Raw genomic sequence first — 18,501 nt, 5'->3', positions numbered from 1 at the left:
CACATTGATATTTATATCGAAACTGAGTAATGGATAAACAAGCCTCGACATTGCGTCGGGGCTTTTTTATGTCTGCAATATTCTTATGGCTTTATGCTTAATGTAGATTCTTGAAAACGCAAAATGCCTCACGCTTGATAAATCAGGCGAGCAATTCATTATTAGTACAGGTTATTTTTATAAAAAAAGCCTCAACAAACTGTTGAGGCTTTTAGTTTGCAACAAAAAACTATAGCGCTAATAACTGCGGATAAAACTCATTATCTAATTGGGCTATTTGGGTTTGCTCGGTTAGCACGTCAGCCAAAATTTCATGGCTAGTTAATGGATTGGCGAGTACGACTCTAAACACGGTTGTGTGCTGTCTTTGATACCTTGCAGGACGAATACGAGTTCGTGATACGAATGATTTACCTTGCTCGCGCTGATGCTTTTGAATGAATTGCGTTAAACCGTCTAAAAGCGCATTAATTCTGGCAACCATTACAAAGTTGTTGTCAGCAATCGCTTTTGTCAGCTTTAACTGTACGGACTGAGGGACATACCGATATGTCAGTAAGCACAGTTCTGGCTGAGTGACTAATTCAAACTCTGAATGCTGTTCAATGAGCTGAGCAAAATAACGCGCTTTTTCTAAGCTGTTATTAATCAAAATTTCATAACCTTCACGACCAATTATTTGCAGGCAAGCATGTACAAGCATCGCCATGCCAGGACGTGAACCTTCGAGGGTTTGACTGCCTAAATCTTTTGAGCCGACACGTAAAATATATTCCGCATGGTGCGCTATGGTGTGGGCTAACTCGGGATCTTTAAACAACACCATGCCAGCGCCCATAGGGACATACATTTGCTTATGGGCGTCGATAGTCACCGAGTCGGCTAATTCAATCCCCTTAAGTAAATGACGGTACTTGTTTGATAATAAACTCGCTCCGCCCCAAGCGGCATCAACATGAAAATGGCAATCAAGTTCGGCGGCCAGTGCAGCTAATTCACACAGCGGGTCAACACTACCGGTTTCTGTTGTACCTGCTACGCCAACAATTGCCATCACTTTTATATTTTGTTGTTGCAGCGCTAACGCGGCATCACGCATGGCATTCACATCGACTTTATTGTTTTCATCAGTTGGAATACTCACGATATTATCTCGACCAATGCTGAGTAAATCCGCGGCTTTCCCTAACGAGTAGTGACCTCGTTCAGACACTAAAATGGCTAAATCATCATAGCCATAATGACGTAGGGCTTTAAGCATTCCTTCACGCCCAACGCCTTTAAAGTCGCCATCGGCTTGCAGTACACGGTTACGAGCTATCCATAACGCAGTGATGTTTGCTACTGTCCCACCCGAACAAAAAGCCCCTAATGAGTGATTAGCACTGTGCATCCATTGCTGATAGAAATGATCATTTTGGCCATAGGTTAAATGATGCATCATGCCTAAAACCTGGCGCTCTAGCGGGGTAAAGGCTTTTGATGTTTCTATTTTGACTAAATTTTGATTGAGGCCAACCATCATTTTTGACAACGGCAACACAAAGTAGGGCAGTGCTGATGTCATATGGCCTATAAAGCTTGGCGCTGATGTATGCACTGAGTGAGCCACTAAATTTTGCATGATCTCATCTGTGTAATCAGAGACAAAACGCGGTGCTGCAGGAATTTCAAATGCTTTAAAATCTGTTTCGATTTCAGATAATGGTTTTTCTAATGCGGCAATACTGTTACCTAAAAAACCCGCTAGATCTTGCGAAAGCTTTTGTTCAATGATGCTTAAAGTGGAGTTGGCATCTTCCGGCACGGTAAAAATGCGCAGTAAGCTTTGCTCAGATGCATCTGCTTGACGGGGTGTATTTGAGGTCATTTAGGCTTGCCGTAATAATAAAAAAGCGCCTCAATGAGTATAAGATCTTGATGACATCACGACTTATACTCATTGACGAAATAAGGGGCTAACTTTACTTTATGGCTTAGTTTGCTTCAAGTTTTTATCGTCAATGCTGGCGAGTTAACTTGGGTGTGAGCGTGACATATTTACGTTAATTAATGCTGCGATATTTGCAGAGGTATTGGTTAAATTGATTGCAGCATCAGCCAACACCTGTTCTAAGGTTGCAATACCAGGAATAATAGGAAATATTGCAGTCATCCCTTGCTTGAGCATCGCATTAGCATTATCACCCAAGCAGCCTGCAATCCCGATTACAGGGACACCATATTGCTGCGCCGTTTGCAACACGCCCATAGGCGTTTTACCAAAGACGGTTTGACCATCAATTCGGCCTTCGCCAGTAATGACCAGTGCCGCGCCTTTACATGCGTCAGCTAATCCAACTGCATTTGCCACTAGGGCAACCCCAGGGCTGAGTCGCCCTTTCAAAAACGCGACTATAGCAAACCCCATTCCACCTGCGGCGCCAGTTCCCGGCATGTTGTCAATTTGGTTACTGTTCCATTGCGGATAAGCCCGCTGTGCAAAGTGCTTTAGCGCGTCATCAAGTTGTGTGACCATCTGTGCAGTCGCGCCTTTTTGCGGACCAAAAATGGCCGACGCGCCTTTGGCACCGCACAAAGGATTATCGACATCGCAAGCAATATCAAATTGACACTCTTTAAGGTGAGGGTGACATTGAGAATCATCTATTTTCGCTAAATCTATTAACCCCGCGCCACCATCATCAATGGCGATACCTGCATGATTAACCAAAGAAAAACCGAGGGCTTTTAGCATACCTGCGCCGGCATCATTGGTGGCGCTGCCCCCTAATCCTATAATGATGTGCCTGATCCCTCGGTCTAATGCATCTTTAATTAGCTCACCGGTACCATAAGAGCTGGTAATGAGTGGGTTGCGCTCATTGCGGGCAACTAAATGCAAACCCGATGCAGCAGCCATTTCGATAACGGCTGTCTTAGGCGTATTGTTTGTTGCCCCTAAAATGCCATAAAAGGCGGGCACGATATTGCCTAAAGGCCCCTGAACATTTAAATGAATGATCTCCCCTGCAGTAGCATCGACCATGGCCTGAACCGTACCTTCACCGCCATCGGCCATGGGAACTTTGTGATACTCAGCATCAGGGAACACCTGTTTAAAGCCTTGCTCAATAGCTTCAGCAACTTCCATTGCCGATAAACTTTCTTTAAAGGAGTCGGGGGCGATAACAATTTTCATATGGGCTCTCTATGCTGTTTTACAATAACACTAGGCTAAGAAGATAAACGACAACCATCGCCGTAACGCCTTGAATTAAGGTCGCCATGGTTTGTGCTCTATATGCCTGTTTAACACTCATTCGGCTAAATTGAGTCACTACCCAGAAGAAGCTGTCATTGGCATGGGAGACAGTCATCGCGCCAGCGCCAATAGCCATCACGGTTAATACTCGTCCCATTTCACTCGCTAAGCCAATATCGCCAAGCAATGGCGCGACTAATGCCGATGTGGCAACTAATGCAACCGTTGATGAACCTTGAGCGGACTTTAGCGCCGCCGCGACAATAAACGGCATGAAAATACCAATGCCTAATGCCGATAAACTGCTGCCCAAATAGGTACCAATCTCAGTCGCTTTAAGTACGGCACCAAATGCACCACCTGCGCCGGTAATGAGTAGAATAGGTGCGGCAACCACTAAGCCTTGGCCGATACGGTCACTGAACTCTTTGACTTTTTCATCTGATTTTAACAACGGTAATGCTAAGGCTAATCCAATCATCAGCGCGTTAACTGGTTGACCTAAAAACATTAAGATGTCGAATAGGGCCTCTTCACCAACGGGTTTTGACGGGAAGCTGGCAATTGATCCGAAACAAATCAACAAAATGGGAATAAAAATAGGTGCAAAGGCCTTTATTGGGCTAGGCAGTGTGCCATAACTTTGTTTTAGCTGTTCGTAATCTTGCTGCTTAAGCGTATTGAGTTCTTCGGCACCTTCGCCTTCTGGTTGCTCGTTAGCAAAACGATTTGCCCATAGCATTCCAGCAAACGCTGCTATAGCCGCGACAAATACACCCACAGCGATCACTAATCCAAGCTGTGACTCTAAGCCTAAGTTTCCTGCTGCAGCAATGGGGCCTGGCGTCGGGGGAACAAAGGTGTGTGTCGCATAAAGACCTGTAGCAAGTGCCACACTCATGGACACGCTCGACACTTTCATTCGATTGGCCATCGATTGTTTTAGTGAATTAAGGATCACAAAACCTGAGTCGCAAAAAACGGGAATAGAAACAATGTAACCAATAATAGACATAGTTAGCGTTGGAAAACGTTGGCCGAGCACTTTAATTACCACATCAGCCATCGTAATAGCCGCGCCACTTTTTTCAAGAATAATACCAATAATGGTGCCTAGTACGATGACCAGTCCAATGTAACCTAATATCCCACCAAATCCTGCGGTGATGGTTTTCGCTATGTCACCACTGGGTAACCCATAAGCAAATGCCGCAATAAATGAGGCGAGAATTAAAGTAAGAAAAGGATGGAGTTTAAATTTAGAGGTCGCAATAACAATAAATGCGATGACTCCGATTAGGATCAATATCATGCTCATAGTGTAGGCTCTTGGTTTTTTTAGTGTCGCTATTGAGGGTGGATTATTATTGTTTAAATATAAGCAGAATACTTTGTGCCTAAGTACAAGATAATTGACTAAATATCATCATTGAATTGTGCAAGTGCACAATTACTGTGTTTTTGAACCTTGATTATCCCGATGAGTGAATTAATTGTCCTAGATACAAGCTAAGTAAGCCCTGAAATTGATGCAATTCAATGCCAGTAATTTGGGTTATTTTGTCTAATCGATATCTTAATGTATTGCGATGAATAAACAGACTTTCAGCGCAGGATTTTTGATTGCCGAGGTGGGTGATATAGGCGGCTAAAGTTTTTTGTAATTGCTGGTTTTTGTCAACTTTCACCAGTTTCAAATAGGGCGCAACTAAAGAGTCTCCGCGCCAGTGGTGGCGAAAATCGGCCATTAAAATAGGGATGCTGTAATTTTCATAAAGGTATTTTGATTTATTGGGGTGAATTTTTTTCCCGATAACAAGGGTTTCTTGGGCGGTACAATAAGAGTGCGCAATGCTTAACTCATCGGTAAAGTAATGACCTAATGCAATGGTAAAATTCAGCTGCATATTGGCGGGTATACGCTGCATTAATTTATCAATACGTTGGTTCTCTAGCTCAGGGTTCCATTGTTTTCCATCCAGAAAAGCAGGTTTTAAAATGACTAATTGCGTTAATGATGTCATCGCAACTAAATTGTCCCTATCTGGATTTTGCAGCAGGTACATGATTTGTTTTAAGGTTTCACTGTGTTGATGTTGTTGCTGATTGGGAGCGATCTCAATAATCGCTACCACTCGCGGCTTATCAAGATTGATATCAAGTTGTAATGCCCATTGCTTCAGGTTTGGAAGACTGGTGGTATCTGCTTTTATTAGCTGTAAAATAAATTCTTCTTTTTGGCGGTTTTGCCATTGCAGTTGTTGTTGCAATGTTGCTTGCTCGACAATCATTTCAGCGGTCATCTTCAGTAACTCACCGAATTGCTTGATGCTTTCGGGTTGACCTGTAATGCCGATAACCCCAATAATTTCACCGTGATAATGCAACGGTAAGTTTAAGCCGGGTTTAACGCCATGCAGACTCGAGGCAACATCATGGTTAATGGCCACATCTCTATTTTGGCTTATCGCCAGTAATGCGCCTTCATGAACCGTATCAATGCGGTACTTATCACCCGAGCCTAAAATGACACCCTGTGCGTTCATCACATTGATGTTATGCCCAATGATCTTCATGGTGCGATTAACAATTTTCTGCGCTAGGGCATGATTGAGTTGGAACATAAGAATGCTGTTTGATTGATAGGTTAGATTCGCATTTTATGAGCATTTGCACAAATTGTATATGTTGATGATGTCAAGCGCTTAGTTTGGGTTTAGTGTTGGCAGCGTCAGCCATTGAATATGTTTAAAGGCACAAAACAGCGAATTTTGATCAAATTAATCGTCATACTTTGCCCCTAAGGTTGTAGATTTAAGCTAGTATTACCGCTGTTTTTTTGTGCTTTTTTAATTAATACTACTTATTAAACTTATCGATAAATTTAATAAAACTACTAGTTTGAACAAGTGCACCTCGTTGTTATTAATGTGCGCCGGCCTGTATAAAGCGTTAAAAGATGACTGGCTGAAAATCAATAGTGTGCAATCACACAATACCAGCGTGCAATATGTAAAAGCCAATATGACCTGGCAAGATAGGCTTGATGTTTTGGTGTCGATGCCGACCCGAGAAGACGCACAAACCTTTATTGATACCATAGCGCAGCCAACATTAAGAGAGGTGCGGGCGACGCTAATCAAAAAAGGCCAGTTAGCCGATATCATCTTTAAAGATGAACGAGTGCGTTTGGTTATTGGCCCAGACGATCCTTTGTATTTTGTGTATGGTCTGCGCTTACGTGCGTTTACCGTGACAGGAACAACCGAAGAAAATATCGACTCGGAACAGGCTTATTATCGCGTTGAAGTGTTTTTAGAACACGGCGGTCAACAGTATGATGTGATGGGCTATACCCAAGATCAAATCACCGCGGATATTGTGACCCAATATGAACGCTATCTTCATTATTTGCATTTATCCCATGCGGAACTTGTCGATTAATAGAAGATAAATAATGCGCTTTTGTGCATTTGCAAAACAAATTCATTGCCCCAAGCGATAAGCCTTATTATCCTTGGGGTAATTTTTTGGTGGTGAGGTTAAGGCAAACATGGCTGGCGAGAGCAAATTAGATAAAGTATTGGCGGAAGCAAGAGAGTACAAAGCCAAACGTGAAACGGGATATCGTGAACAGGCGCTCAAGCTTTACCCTTGGGTTTGCGGCCGCTGTACTCGCGAGTTCACCCATAAAAATTTGAGTGAATTAACAGTGCATCACCGAGATCATAATCATGATAATAACCCATCTGATGGCACTAACTGGGAGCTGTTGTGCTTATATTGCCATGATAATGAGCATTCGCGTTTTGAAGAGCTTATTCGTTACGGTAGCACGACAGAAACTAAACAAGATGCAGCAACATATAACCCGTTTGCTGATCTGAAAGCAATGATGAAAAAATAGTATTAATTTGTTGCTTCTGCACACTTCAACACAAGTTAGTCGTCCGGTTGAAGTGTGTTTACTTACTTTGATTCTTGGTGCAAAAGCGGATGCGGTTCAGATGGCGGTTCAGATGGCGGTTCAGATGAACATCAGGCCTAAAGCGAGTTACTTCCAGCCTTGAATCCACCGCAGGGGATCGGTTAATTCTTGCCAGTTTATTGGTATAATCCGTTTTGACATCACCGCTTCTATCTCGCAGTTCAACACAACACCTTGCTCATCAAACTCAATATCCGTGACCAAAAAATGTTTTTCTTTATTTGTCGGTTTGACAGCAGTCCACTTACTGTTGAGTAACTTAGCCGGATTAATTTTGTTCATCGAGACACCTGATTATTAGACGTGATAACACATGTTTAAATAAGTCTTTTTTCAGCTTCAAGCCATTTAGCTCTAGACAATGTCTGGTTATTTTCGCTATCCGAAAATTGTACTTTTCGGGCTTCAAGCTGAGCCAAAATCTGTTTTTTTTGCTGGTCACTGGCAGATGACCAAACGACAATCTCATCAATATGGCGATAGCAGCCCATGCAATAATCATCTTCATTTAGGCCACATCGGGCAACACAAGGGGAGTGCATTTGCATTTACCTATTTGTTATACGTTTAACTTCGGGTTATTGGCTCAATATTATCATGTTTAAAATTGAGCTGTTACAATTACGCATATTCAATTGAAAGTGTTTTATTTGATCATGGCTGAAAAAAAACGAGTGACGACGTCCATTACACCTTTAAGTCAATATGATGCGTTAACGCAAACGGGTGATTCAGAACCGCACTCTCAGTCTCATCACCATAACCAAGCCGCCTATGCGCAGCGTTTGTCGCAATTATCAAATTTACTCACCGCGACTCAAGACTTATGGCAAGTTGTAGCCTTTGATTGTCAGCAACTACCCTGGCAGCAACGCTTCCCTTTATTGGCTGATACAGTGGCTAACATAGCCGATGAAAATATCGATGCACTCGATAATGCCCCGGACACTTTGTTAGCGCTATTACAGCCATCACTTGAGCAAGACATGCAGGCGTCACCTCAAGCTAACATTACTGATTTGTTACCTCTGCTTGGCGCTAAGATGAACCAAAGTCTTGCTACGCAAGCCGACGTATCTTTAGATGATGCTGGATTAAGTCATTTTAGCGCCCACATAAAAGGGCGTAAGTGGCAACAAATTACCGCGTTTACAGCGCAGGTATTTAGCCATGATGATAGCCAGCTACCCATACTTGAGTGGTGCGCAGGCAAAGGGCACTTAGGCAGATTGATTGCCAAAACCCAAGATCGTAAAGTGACAAGTTTAGAGTGGCAGCAAGTGCTGTGTCAGCAAGGTCAAACTTTTGCTGATAAATGGCAGCTGGCCCAACAATTTGTGTGTGCAGATGCCTTTGCCGATTTAGCTCAAGACCACAACGCTTTGCCAATTAAGCAGCCTCAACATGCTGTAGCCTTGCATGCCTGTGGTGATTTGCATGTTCGATTAATACGTATAGCCAGTGAGGTGGGAACAGAAAAACTATCCATTTCACCCTGTTGTTATCATTTGATCCAAAGTCATGAATATCAACCCCTTTCAGCGAGCGCTAAAGCGGCGCGTTTTCAGTTGTCACGCCATGATCTACAACTACCATTACAACAAAGCGTGATAGCTAACGATAGGCAAAATGCCCTACGTAAACAAGAAGTCATGTGGCGCTTAGGCTTTGATAATTTGCAGAGGGTGATACGTCAGTGCGACGAATATTTACCCGTACCGACCATAAAGCAAAGCCAGTTAAGTGGTAGCTTTGAAGATTTTTGCCGATGGGCTGCGACACAAAAGCAGCTAGTGTTGCCTGATAATGTGATTTATGACGATTATCTTCAGCAAGGAAAAATACGACAAAAGCTGACCCAACGAATTGATCTAGTCAGGCACCTATTTAGACAAGCAATTGAGCAATGGTTATTACTCGACAGAGTTTGCTACTTAATTGAACATCACTATCACGTAAAGTTGACTGATTTTTGCGCAAATGAAATCACCCCAAGAAATGCCTTAATCCATGCCGAGAAAATACATTTGGTTTAAATTTTACTATTAAGCTTTTGTTTAGACTGTTTTATTTTAGAAAAATCTGATTGATTCAGTTATCTAGTGAAAAACAAAACGCACAACAATCGAATAATTAAATACGAAAACCCGCCGAGTTTTAACGGTTTTTTATTGCAGTTTTAAGCCATTCTTGTTCAAATGTCGGGCTAATAGTGAATTACAATAATCAAACCGCCAAACAGCGATGTCAATGTAACGACATTTAGGTCAAAATGATCCTTTGATTTGGATAATAAATCCAAGTTTGAGTGGTATTGAGTAAAAGTGAACAAATGGTTTAATGAAATACTCTCGTGTGTTTATCAATAGCCTAGCTTATGAGCTAGCACCTCAAGTTGTCTCAAGTCTAGATCTAGAATCTCGTCTTGCGCCTTTATATAAAAAGTTTCGCATTCCTATGGGGCAACTTGCTGCCTTAACGGGGATCACTGAGCGTCGTTGGTGGCCAAAAGGATATCGTTTATCAGACGGTGCTATTGCTGCGGCGACCAAAGCGATGAACGAAACAGGCATTAACGTAAGTGACTTAGGTGCTGTGGTTTACACAGGTGTGTGTCGAGACCAACACGAACCTGCAACCGCGTGTCGAATAGCCGCTGAACTTGGGGTATCAAAAGATACCGCGATTTACGATATCAGTAATGCTTGTCTTGGTGTGTTATCGGGTATTTTAGACATCGCTAATCGTATCGAGCTTGGTCAAATTAAAGCTGGCATGGTGGTGTCATGTGAATCCGCTCGCGATATTGTTGAAGCAACCATTGATCACATGTTAGCTGAACCAACAATGCAAAATTTTGCTCAGTCATTGGCAACCTTAACCGGTGGTTCAGGTGCTATTGCAGTAATTTTAACCGATGGCAGCTTATCGCTTAAAAACACTCGCCAACATCAACTTCTTGGCGCAAGCCATTTATCGGCACCCGAGCATCACAACCTATGTGAATGGGGCTTACAAGAAGCCGGCCATATGCTGTACCGTGAATTTATGCGAACCGATGCCGTGACTTTATTAAAAGAAGGCGTTGATTTAGCCAAGCACACCTGGGACCATTTTTTAGCCCAGCGTGATTGGGTAGTGGAACAAGTTGATAAAGTCATTTGTCATCAGGTTGGCGCGTCAAACCGTAAACAGGTGCTTAGCGCGTTAAATATTCCACAAGAAAAAGAATATCCGACCTACCAAACCCTTGGCAATATGGGCACAGTATCGTTACCCGTAACGGCGGCTATTGCCCACGATGTTGGCTTTTTACGTCAAGGCGATCAGGTCAGCTTTTTAGGAATAGGCAGTGGTTTGAACTGCATGATGTTAGGGCTTAAGTGGTAACACTCCCTTACTAATTGAACAAAAAATAACACATATTCAATAGGACACATCATGACGTCGCACACACAACAGTTACAGTCATTACTGCCATTTGAAAGCCATTTTTTAGATAGAAATGGCCATCAGTTACACTATATTAATGAAGGCCAGGGCGAACCTGTTGTTATGGTTCATGGTAACCCAAGCTGGTGCTATTACTTTCGCAATTTAGTCAGTGCGCTTAGTGTTAACCATCAGTGTATTGTGCCTGATCATATTGGTTGTGGTATATCCGACAAACCCAACGATCCCGATTATGATTACACCCTAAACAATCGTATTGATGATTTAGAAGCCCTATTAGACAATTTAGGCATTACTGAGAACATCACCTTAGTATGTCATGATTGGGGCGGGATGATAGGGACGGGATTTGCTGCTCGTCACCCTGAGCGCATTAAGCGCCTAGTGTATTTGAATACCGCAGCGTTTCATTTACCTAAGTCTAAACCGTTTCCTTGGGCCTTATGGATTTGCCGTGAAACCTTGTTAGGCACCTTATTAGTGCGTGGTTTAAATGCATTTTCTTCAGCGGCGTCTTACGTGGGTGTTAAGCGTAAACCCATGGATAAAGCCGTGCGTGAAGCCTATGTTGCGCCATTTAATTCGTGGAAAAATCGTATTTCTACAATCCGTTTTGTGCAGGATATCCCATTAAAGCCAGGTGATCGTAACTTTGATTTAGTCACTGACATTGGTGATAGCCTAGCTAAGTTTGCGGATGTGCCCACCTTGATTTGTTTTGGTTTACAAGATTTTGTGTTTGATAAACATTTTTTAGCAGAGTGGCGAGTGCGTATGCCCCATGCGGAAGTTCATGAGTTTGCAGACTGTGGACATTATATTTTAGAAGATGCCAGTGACGATGTGATTGGGCTGATTCAAGGTTTTATCAAGCAAAACTAAAGGCTCTTCGGAGCCTTTTTTATTAAAGACTGAGGCGTTTTGCCATTTATTACGGCAAATTGATTTAATTGGCATTATTTTTATTCCACTTTGATTAAGTAACTTAGCTATTTATGACTCATTCAACACCTTTACCTGATCCCACTGCTGATCAGCACATGCAAACCCACGCAGTAACTGAATATGCTAATTTGTGTCAGCATCTCGTGAATGCTGCTCTGCATAGCCCTGATTTATTAGCAGTTGCAGTACAACAGGCTAAAGATAACGGACAATATCAGTATCAAGAGCTAACCTTTGCCGAACTCGATAAGAAATCTGATGAGTTGGCTTATAAACTGAATGCCGCAGGTATTAAGCAAGGTATGAAAGCGGTATTAATGGTGACGCCTAGTATCGCTTTTTTTAATCTCACTTTTGCGCTGTTTAAAGCCGGAATCATTCCCATTTTAGTTGATCCAGGCATGGGAGTTAGCAATTTAAAACAATGCTTTATTGAAGCCAAACCCGATGCCTTTATCGGCATCCCCAAAGCTCACATTGCCAGGCGATTGCTTGGCTGGGGCAAGGGTTCTGTTAAGTATTGCATTAATGTCGGCGGTAATCGTATTCAACGCTGGCTGGCGGGGTGCCTTAGTATTGAGTCGTTAAAACAAATTAATGGTACTCAGTACAATCGTTACCCTATGGTGAAATTAGCCGAAGACCAAATGGCCGCCATACTGTTTACCAGCGGCAGTACCGGCACGCCCAAAGGCGTGGTATACAGCCATAAAATGTTTGAAGCGCAAATCAGTGCTTTAAAATACGATTACGGCATTAATGTTGGCGAGCGCGATCTAGCGACTTTTCCGCTGTTTTCGTTATTTGGCCCCGCCTTAGGCATGGCGTCAATTGTGCCAGATATGGATGCCAGCAAACCTATTACCGCGGAGCCTAAACACTTATTTGCCGCAATCTCGCAGTATCAATGCAGTAATATGTTTGTTAACCCTGCACTACTTGAGCGATTAGGGCAGGCGGGAGAGCAAACTCAACATAAGCTGACTTCAGTAAAGCGGGTAATTTCAGCCGGCGCGCCAGCAACCATTTCATCGATTAAACTTTTCAGTAAAATGCTTGAGCCTAACGTCGAAGTGCTTAACTCCTATGGCGCTACCGAGTCGTTACCCATCAGTAAAATTGCCAGTAGCGCATTATTCACCACCACAGATAAAACCGATCAAGGCGCAGGCATTTGTGTTGGGCAGGCCATTGAGGGGGTTGAAATAGCGATAATTGATATCGTTGAGCAACCTATCGCGCACTGGACAGACGATTTAAGCTTACCTGTAAACCATATTGGTGAAATTGTGGTTAAAGGTGCGATGGTCAGCCAAGCTTACTATCAACGCGATAGCGCCACCGCCGGAGCAAAAATACAAGATGGCACGCAAATGCGCCACCGTATGGGCGATGTTGGTTATCTAGATGAGAATAACCACCTGTGGATGTGTGGCCGCAAAGCCCACCGTGTGGATGCAAATGTAAAAGGGCAATTTGAAAAACGTTATTTTTCAATACCCTGTGAACGAGTCTTTAATACCCATGAGCAAGTGAAACGTTCAGCATTAGTGCCAGTGACGATTGATGGCAACGTAGTGCCTTTAGTGTGTATCGAACTGCATAAAGGGGTGGTGTGCTCTACCTCAAAAGTGCTTTATCAGGCCTTACTCGAACTTGCTAATGCCCATCCACATACCCAGGGGATAAGCCGCTTTTTAATTCATCCAGAATTTCCGGTTGATGTGCGTCATAATGCTAAAATATTTCGTGAAAAATTAGCCGTTTGGGCTCAAAAGCAATGGAAAGAATAATGGCTGAACAACACACTATGCTGAGTGATTATCCTATTGAAGAACAAGTTGCACTCAATCAACTTAACCAAAAGGTGACTAAGGCTTTTGTTACTGGGGCAGGAGGGTTTTTAGGGTTTGCCATTTGCAAACGACTAATTGCAGCGGGTATTGCCGTAGTCGGCTTTGCAAGAAGTGACTACCCCCAATTAACTCAAATGGGCGTGCAGGTTATTCAAGGTGATATTGCTAACGCTGAGCAAGTCACAGCGGCGATGCAGGGTTGTGATTTGGTTTTTCATGTCGCCTCTAAGGCCGGAGTGTGGGGCAGTAAGCAAAGCTATTTCTCACCTAACGTTGACGGCGCAAATAACATTATTAAGGCTTGTCAGCGTTTAAATATTCAATATTTAATTTATACCAGCACCCCAAGTGTGACGTTTGCTGGCCAAGACGAAAATGGTATCAATGAGCAAGCGCCCTATGCTGGTCTGTATTTGAATTATTATGGCGAGTCAAAAGCGATTGCTGAAAAAAGCATGCTTGCGGCGAACAGCCCAAGTTTAAAAACCACCGCCTTAAGGCCACATCTTATCTGGGGGCCGAATGATCCTCATTTGGTGCCTCGGGTGATTGAGCGAGCCAAAGCAGGGCGATTAAAATTGGTAGGTAAGCAGGATAAGTTAGTCGATACCATTTATGTGGATAATGCGGCCTATGCCCATATTCTTGCGGCGGTTGATTTAACCTCTGTGGCTAAATCTGCTGGTAAAGCATATTTTTTAAGCAATGACCAACCTATTACCATGGCACAAATGCTCAATAAAATATTAGCCTGTGTCGATTTACCGCCGGTTACCAAACGTGTGCCAGCAAGATTAGCTTATGGGGTTGGAGCACTGCTTGAGTCGGTTTATTTGGCATTAAATAAAGCCGAAGAACCCATCATGACCAAGTTTGTGGCTAAGCAGTTATCAACCAGCCACTATTTTGATATTAGTGCCGCGAAACAAGACTTAGGTTATCAGCCATTGGTATCAATCGATGAAGGCATGTTACGCCTAAAGCAATCTTTATAATCGGTAAAACATCCATACTTTAGTGTAATTTACCCAAGCAGTTTTTAAGTTATGATGGCGCAGTTAACATCAGCGTAAGCGTAAAAACTGTATCAGCGCAAAAACAGGGTCAGCGCAAAAGTCAGTATCAGCTTGTTATTGGGTGATAGCGCGAAATTTTTACCAAAGTGATGTAAATCAATAATATTAACTGCAAGTTAAACAATGCTGAGGCTATTTGGGATATTGGCTTGGTACTCACGCTTGTGCTCAAAGCTAAAACTAGCGCTCAAAGCTAAAACCAAAGCTAAAACGAGTGCTCAAAACTATAGGGAAATAGTGTAATGAATATTAAGGCAATGGCAGTATCCAGTTTTAGTACACTCAAGCATTGCAGTGTGATGTTATTGCTAACAAGTGTGGCAATAGTGCAAACAGGCCATACTATTCCATTAAATGCGCAACTTGAAGCGGCTTATGCCAAGCAAGAACGCCTCCAATCTAATCCGTTAATTGGTACATGGCAGCTAGTATCAGGTCAATATCTTGATGAAAAGCAGCAATGGGTCGATTACCAACATCTTAATTTACGCTCAATTAAAATCATTTCAGATAGTCATTTCAGCTTCACCACCATTAAAGATGTGCAAGGCAGTAAACAATTTTGGGCCGCTGGTACTGGTACTTATCAATTTAGCGACAAATATTATATTGAAACCCCAGAGCTTAATTCATTTGGGGTAGCAGAAGGCGCGGCGTTTAAATTTGAATACACCCTCAAGCAAGACAAGCTATTCACTAAACGGATTGAAAACGGTGTGTTGAAAGAGCAGGAAGTGTGGCAGCGTATTTAGGTCAAAATGCGTGATGTGGATTTATTAAAGGTGGGCGGAATGGTTAATTTATATGCCTTACTCGAATTAAGCCTAAATAATCGCTATGTTTGATAAATTCGCCCGCTTTTATTTATACCTGTATCTTTATACAGTTGTAATGTTTTTTGGCAGATTGACGAATTATCAGGTCAAAAATCATTCATAAGTAGTAGGTGGTATTGAAGCGAGATTTTTGTAAGGTATTTATTTTTAAAGTGTTTTTTAGCTAGCAAGTAAAAAAATAATATTGAAAAACATTTTGCACGCTTTGTTTTGCGATTGTTGAAATAAAAAGTGCTTTACATCAATAAGATAGCAAATGTAGGATGTTATTAATCAATAACTTAAATGGCCGACATTGAATGATGCGCCGTTCAATAAGCTGTTATAAGACAAGGAGGTAATCTTGAAGTACATAATTTTGGCTCTACTTATGTGTTGCTACCAATCACACGCAAAGGAAGATATTAGTATTTCACTTGCAAATAATTCTGCGGCCGAGCAAGCAAAGAAAGCACAGATATTTCGATTGATTGAGCAGTACGATCTGGAAAAATGGTGGTTCACCGAAAAAATAGTCATAGATGAGACAACGAGAAGTCCTTTCAGTCATCCGGTTTTAACACTTGGAGCTTCAAGACCAGATGCCGATCTTTCTGGGTTATCTCAGTTGCTGCATGAACAAATCCATTGGTACGAAGACTCTAGGAAAGAGCAGGTAAAAAATACCATATCGGCGCTAAAAAAAATCTATCCAGAAGTGCCTGTAGGCTATCCAGAAGGAGCTAGAAGCGAGTCCTCAACGTATCTTCATTTGGCAGTTTGCTTGATGGAATTAGATGCACTTACCGCAGTTGTTGGACAAGAAAAGGCCAGAGCTGTAATTGCCAATAACGGTAAATATTTCTACAAATGGATTTATAAAACAATTTTGAAAGATGGCGATAAAATCAGAGATGTTTTAAAAAACAATGACTTGTATATTTAGTGATGTCTTATAACAAGGCAAGTCAGCCTCGCACCTTCGGTGCTGGACTCGCTAATGCTCGCCGCTGCTTGCGGCGTTAGCTGTAATCGAGAGAACTGTGTCACCCAAAAAAATTGGTTTAATAAACGGGCTATTTACTTTAATAACTTGGTCAGTAATAGGGATGTCGCTCGCTTCTTATTGGTGGGGGGCTTTACCTATTATTTTATTTATTTTGGTGCCTGTATCAGCGTTGGTATCTTATCGTACATCAGCACTAGCTCAGATATTGCTCCAGGGTAAAGCTACTGTATCTTTGTATGCAATCGATGGATTTAAGTGGGCTTTCATAGCTAGCTGTATCTTTTGGGGTTGGTCTATATCTTCTGAGGTGCTTGCTGCTGGCGGTCCGCTACTTGGTGCAAACGGGTGGCAAGTATTGGAGTACATTTTCACTATTGCAATACCTTCAAGTTTGGTTGCTGGACTTGTTGGCAGTTTGCACGGTGTTGTATTTTATTATCTAAATCGGTGGCAAATTACAGCTAAAAATCAACTAAAGCGGGACTTTTAACAGTTGGCTCGGTTCCGTTTCGCTTCACATTATAGCCAACTATTAAAAGCCCCTTAGTGTGGGCGTTATAGTGCTTCACCAATACAGGGTTAGCTTTTGATTATAGACTTTCCAACAAAAGAAGATTTTTTTAAAACCTCTGAAGATTATTTAAACTCTTCTTGGGACTCAGTCGTTGAGCTATTAAGTGAGTTTGATGAAGTCTTAGGACTGATAGAAGACTCTCCTCATGCTAATGAAGCAGATAGATATTGGGATTCCGCCAAACAGACTTTAATTACTTCCACTGCTTTGGTACAGCAAGCTGTAGAATTTTATATAAAAGGGAAAATAGTAGATATTTCTCCATATCTTTTAATTTCAGGAAACCCTCAATCATGGCCAAAAAACTGTAATAAAAATGATACCTCTTTTTCTGCTTTTAGGTCTCTTGATGCACAAGATCTGATAAAGGTGCACGATTCGGTTTGTGAAGTTAGATTCCCTGACAAGTTCATTCAATGGAATGAACGCTTAAGAATAATTAGAAATAAAGTAATGCATACCGTCGATAAAAATCTATCAGTGAAACCAGAAGAGGTACTAGAGTTTATCTTATTTACCTATCATCATTTTTCTGACGATAAAGACTGGTTTAAATCTAGAAAACGGTATTTAGGTAATTCGCCAGTAAACTCAATTAGGCATTTTAAAGAAGAAGCTAATAGTAACGCATACCTAGTTAACGGATTGCTTAATGAATTTACAGTAGTAGTACAAGCATTAAGCCCATCTTTAGTGCTGAAGTATTTTAACTTTGAGAAAAAAACTAGATCGGTTCATTGCCCTGATTGTTACAAAATAGTTTCAGAAATGGATTTCTTCGACCATGAATTCATGGATGGTATTGGAGAAACTTACCAACAAAAGAAAGGCATGGCTGTTTATGATTGTTGCATATGTAACCGTACCGGAACACTCATAGAACGGCAATGTGAGGAAGAAGGTTGCGAAGGTAACAAACTACATGCTGATTGTGGAATGTGCTTATCATGTGGTTTTGAAAACGCACTATAACAAGGCAATTTAACTGAACTAAAACAGTTGGTTAGGTTTCGTTTCGCTACACATTATAACCCACTATTTTAGTCCGCTTATTGCGGCGTTAGGTTTGTATATGAAGTTTGAGAGAATCCAATCACAAAAACACGAAATTGCAGACTCAACTATCGATGTGATATATGACCGATTCACTACAAAATTTGTTGTGAAAGAAAACAATACACTTATTTACTCTGCCTTTCTTGGAATATGCCCGATCAGAAAAAGTGAGATAGTCATAAATGGTAATTCATATACACTTGATATTTTTTGGTTACTTTTATGGCGATCGAAAATAATAAATAAAGGTAGTGTAGTAATAAATGAATTACTTGCTCGTAGGCGCAGAAAATCAATTGTTGTGCTAATTTACATGGCGATTATAACAAGCATGAAAATTGGTTTAACTTTTGTGTCATAAACCTAACGAATAAGGATAGGCCGCGCGCAGCCGCGTCCTTATCCCAAGTGTTGAACAAGCCCGAGTGATACCTTTATAGTGTAAATATCGACGTAAGATCTTACGCTTTTTCGATGTGTGCAGA

General features: G+C 41.8%; 17 protein-coding genes. 11 read left to right on the top strand and 6 right to left on the bottom strand.

Annotated features, from left to right (window positions below):
* Window positions 1-229: 229 nt before the first annotated feature.
* From panP to NE535_RS15135, 4 genes are all read right to left on the bottom strand, one after another.
* The gene (gene panP / locus NE535_RS15150; RefSeq protein WP_261299451.1) at window positions 230-1,870 is read right to left on the bottom strand and encodes a pyridoxal-dependent aspartate 1-decarboxylase PanP; all 1,641 of its coding nucleotides are present in this window, start codon (window positions 1,868-1,870) and stop codon (window positions 230-232) included.
* A 144-nt stretch (window positions 1,871-2,014) separates the two neighbouring features.
* The gene (locus NE535_RS15145; RefSeq protein ID WP_261299450.1) at window positions 2,015-3,181 is read right to left on the bottom strand and encodes a glycerate kinase; all 1,167 of its coding nucleotides are present in this window, start codon (window positions 3,179-3,181) and stop codon (window positions 2,015-2,017) included.
* Between the two features lie 19 nt (window positions 3,182-3,200).
* Window positions 3,201-4,562, bottom strand: a complete 1,362-nt coding sequence (locus NE535_RS15140) for a GntP family permease (protein WP_261299449.1) — start codon at window positions 4,560-4,562, stop codon at window positions 3,201-3,203.
* A gap of 154 nt (window positions 4,563-4,716) precedes the next feature.
* Window positions 4,717-5,868 (bottom strand): sugar diacid recognition domain-containing protein, encoded by a 1,152-nt coding sequence (locus NE535_RS15135; RefSeq protein WP_261299448.1) that lies wholly within the window; start codon window positions 5,866-5,868, stop codon window positions 4,717-4,719.
* Window positions 5,869-6,163: 295 nt separating this feature from the next.
* Between NE535_RS15135 and NE535_RS15130 the strand changes: the two genes are divergently transcribed.
* Together NE535_RS15130 and NE535_RS15125 are read left to right on the top strand one after the other, a co-directional pair.
* Complete coding sequence (locus tag NE535_RS15130) at window positions 6,164-6,688, top strand: BCCT family transporter (RefSeq protein WP_261299447.1); 525 nt, start codon at window positions 6,164-6,166, stop codon at window positions 6,686-6,688.
* Window positions 6,689-6,797: 109 nt separating this feature from the next.
* A complete protein-coding gene (locus NE535_RS15125) occupies window positions 6,798-7,151 on the top strand; it encodes a YajD family HNH nuclease (RefSeq protein WP_188843541.1) in 354 nt (117 codons plus the stop codon).
* 147 nt (window positions 7,152-7,298) lie between these two features.
* Here the strand turns inward: NE535_RS15125 and NE535_RS15120 are convergent, their stop codons facing one another.
* Window positions 7,299-7,514, bottom strand: coding sequence for a TIGR02450 family Trp-rich protein (locus tag NE535_RS15120; RefSeq protein WP_261299446.1), 216 nt, complete (start codon window positions 7,512-7,514; stop codon window positions 7,299-7,301).
* A gap of 35 nt (window positions 7,515-7,549) precedes the next feature.
* Window positions 7,550-7,774 (bottom strand): DUF1289 domain-containing protein, encoded by a 225-nt coding sequence (locus NE535_RS15115; RefSeq protein ID WP_261299445.1) that lies wholly within the window; start codon window positions 7,772-7,774, stop codon window positions 7,550-7,552.
* 114 nt (window positions 7,775-7,888) lie between these two features.
* Between NE535_RS15115 and NE535_RS15110 the strand changes: the two genes are divergently transcribed.
* The 9 genes from NE535_RS15110 (at window position 7,889) to NE535_RS15070 (ending at window position 17,932) form a co-directional block, all read left to right on the top strand.
* Entirely contained in the window at window positions 7,889-9,268 is a 1,380-nt protein-coding gene (locus tag NE535_RS15110) for a methyltransferase (protein ID WP_261299444.1), read from the top strand.
* Between the two features lie 304 nt (window positions 9,269-9,572).
* The gene (locus tag NE535_RS15105; protein WP_261299443.1) at window positions 9,573-10,622 is read left to right on the top strand and encodes a 3-oxoacyl-ACP synthase III; all 1,050 of its coding nucleotides are present in this window, start codon (window positions 9,573-9,575) and stop codon (window positions 10,620-10,622) included.
* Between the two features lie 51 nt (window positions 10,623-10,673).
* Window positions 10,674-11,567: an alpha/beta fold hydrolase gene (locus NE535_RS15100; protein ID WP_261299442.1), complete on the top strand. Its 894-nt coding sequence runs from the start codon at window positions 10,674-10,676 to the stop codon at window positions 11,565-11,567.
* A gap of 158 nt (window positions 11,568-11,725) precedes the next feature.
* A complete protein-coding gene (gene oleC / locus NE535_RS15095; RefSeq protein WP_261299479.1) occupies window positions 11,726-13,423 on the top strand; it encodes an olefin beta-lactone synthetase in 1,698 nt (565 codons plus the stop codon).
* Window positions 13,423-14,481, top strand: a complete 1,059-nt coding sequence (gene oleD / locus NE535_RS15090; RefSeq protein ID WP_261299441.1) for a 2-alkyl-3-oxoalkanoate reductase — start codon at window positions 13,423-13,425, stop codon at window positions 14,479-14,481. Before oleC ends, oleD begins: the two co-directional genes overlap by 1 nt.
* 323 nt (window positions 14,482-14,804) lie before the next feature.
* The gene (locus NE535_RS15085) at window positions 14,805-15,314 is read left to right on the top strand and encodes a hypothetical protein (protein WP_261299440.1); all 510 of its coding nucleotides are present in this window, start codon (window positions 14,805-14,807) and stop codon (window positions 15,312-15,314) included.
* A 427-nt stretch (window positions 15,315-15,741) separates the two neighbouring features.
* Complete coding sequence (locus NE535_RS15080) at window positions 15,742-16,323, top strand: hypothetical protein (protein ID WP_261299439.1); 582 nt, start codon at window positions 15,742-15,744, stop codon at window positions 16,321-16,323.
* A gap of 97 nt (window positions 16,324-16,420) precedes the next feature.
* Window positions 16,421-16,876, top strand: coding sequence for a hypothetical protein (locus tag NE535_RS15075; protein ID WP_261299438.1), 456 nt, complete (start codon window positions 16,421-16,423; stop codon window positions 16,874-16,876).
* Window positions 16,877-16,972: 96 nt separating this feature from the next.
* A complete protein-coding gene (locus NE535_RS15070) occupies window positions 16,973-17,932 on the top strand; it encodes a hypothetical protein (RefSeq protein WP_261299437.1) in 960 nt (319 codons plus the stop codon).
* Window positions 17,933-18,501: the final 569 nt, after the last annotated feature.

Source organism: Shewanella holmiensis (assembly GCF_025370255.1).
Taxonomy (GTDB): domain Bacteria; phylum Pseudomonadota; class Gammaproteobacteria; order Enterobacterales; family Shewanellaceae; genus Shewanella; species Shewanella holmiensis.
Note: the sequence above shows the minus strand (reverse complement) of the source record. Positions and strands in the feature narration are given on the sequence as shown.

Excerpts from the sequence above, each read along its gene's own strand:
- panP (WP_261299451.1), bottom strand. The coding sequence starts at position 1,870 with ATGACCTCAAATACACCCCGTCAAGCAGATGCATCTGAGCAAAGCTTA.
- NE535_RS15145 (WP_261299450.1), bottom strand. The coding sequence starts at position 3,181 with ATGAAAATTGTTATCGCCCCCGACTCCTTTAAAGAAAGTTTATCGGCA.
- NE535_RS15140 (WP_261299449.1), bottom strand. The coding sequence starts at position 4,562 with ATGAGCATGATATTGATCCTAATCGGAGTCATCGCATTTATTGTTATT.
- NE535_RS15135 (WP_261299448.1), bottom strand. The coding sequence starts at position 5,868 with ATGTTCCAACTCAATCATGCCCTAGCGCAGAAAATTGTTAATCGCACC.
- NE535_RS15125 (WP_188843541.1), top strand. The coding sequence starts at position 6,798 with ATGGCTGGCGAGAGCAAATTAGATAAAGTATTGGCGGAAGCAAGAGAG.
- NE535_RS15120 (WP_261299446.1), bottom strand. The coding sequence starts at position 7,514 with ATGAACAAAATTAATCCGGCTAAGTTACTCAACAGTAAGTGGACTGCT.
- NE535_RS15115 (WP_261299445.1), bottom strand. The coding sequence starts at position 7,774 with ATGCACTCCCCTTGTGTTGCCCGATGTGGCCTAAATGAAGATGATTAT.
- NE535_RS15110 (WP_261299444.1), top strand. The coding sequence starts at position 7,889 with ATGGCTGAAAAAAAACGAGTGACGACGTCCATTACACCTTTAAGTCAA.
- NE535_RS15105 (WP_261299443.1), top strand. The coding sequence starts at position 9,573 with ATGAAATACTCTCGTGTGTTTATCAATAGCCTAGCTTATGAGCTAGCA.
- NE535_RS15100 (WP_261299442.1), top strand. The coding sequence starts at position 10,674 with ATGACGTCGCACACACAACAGTTACAGTCATTACTGCCATTTGAAAGC.
- oleC (WP_261299479.1), top strand. The coding sequence starts at position 11,726 with ATGCAAACCCACGCAGTAACTGAATATGCTAATTTGTGTCAGCATCTC.
- oleD (WP_261299441.1), top strand. The coding sequence starts at position 13,423 with ATGGCTGAACAACACACTATGCTGAGTGATTATCCTATTGAAGAACAA.
- NE535_RS15085 (WP_261299440.1), top strand. The coding sequence starts at position 14,805 with ATGAATATTAAGGCAATGGCAGTATCCAGTTTTAGTACACTCAAGCAT.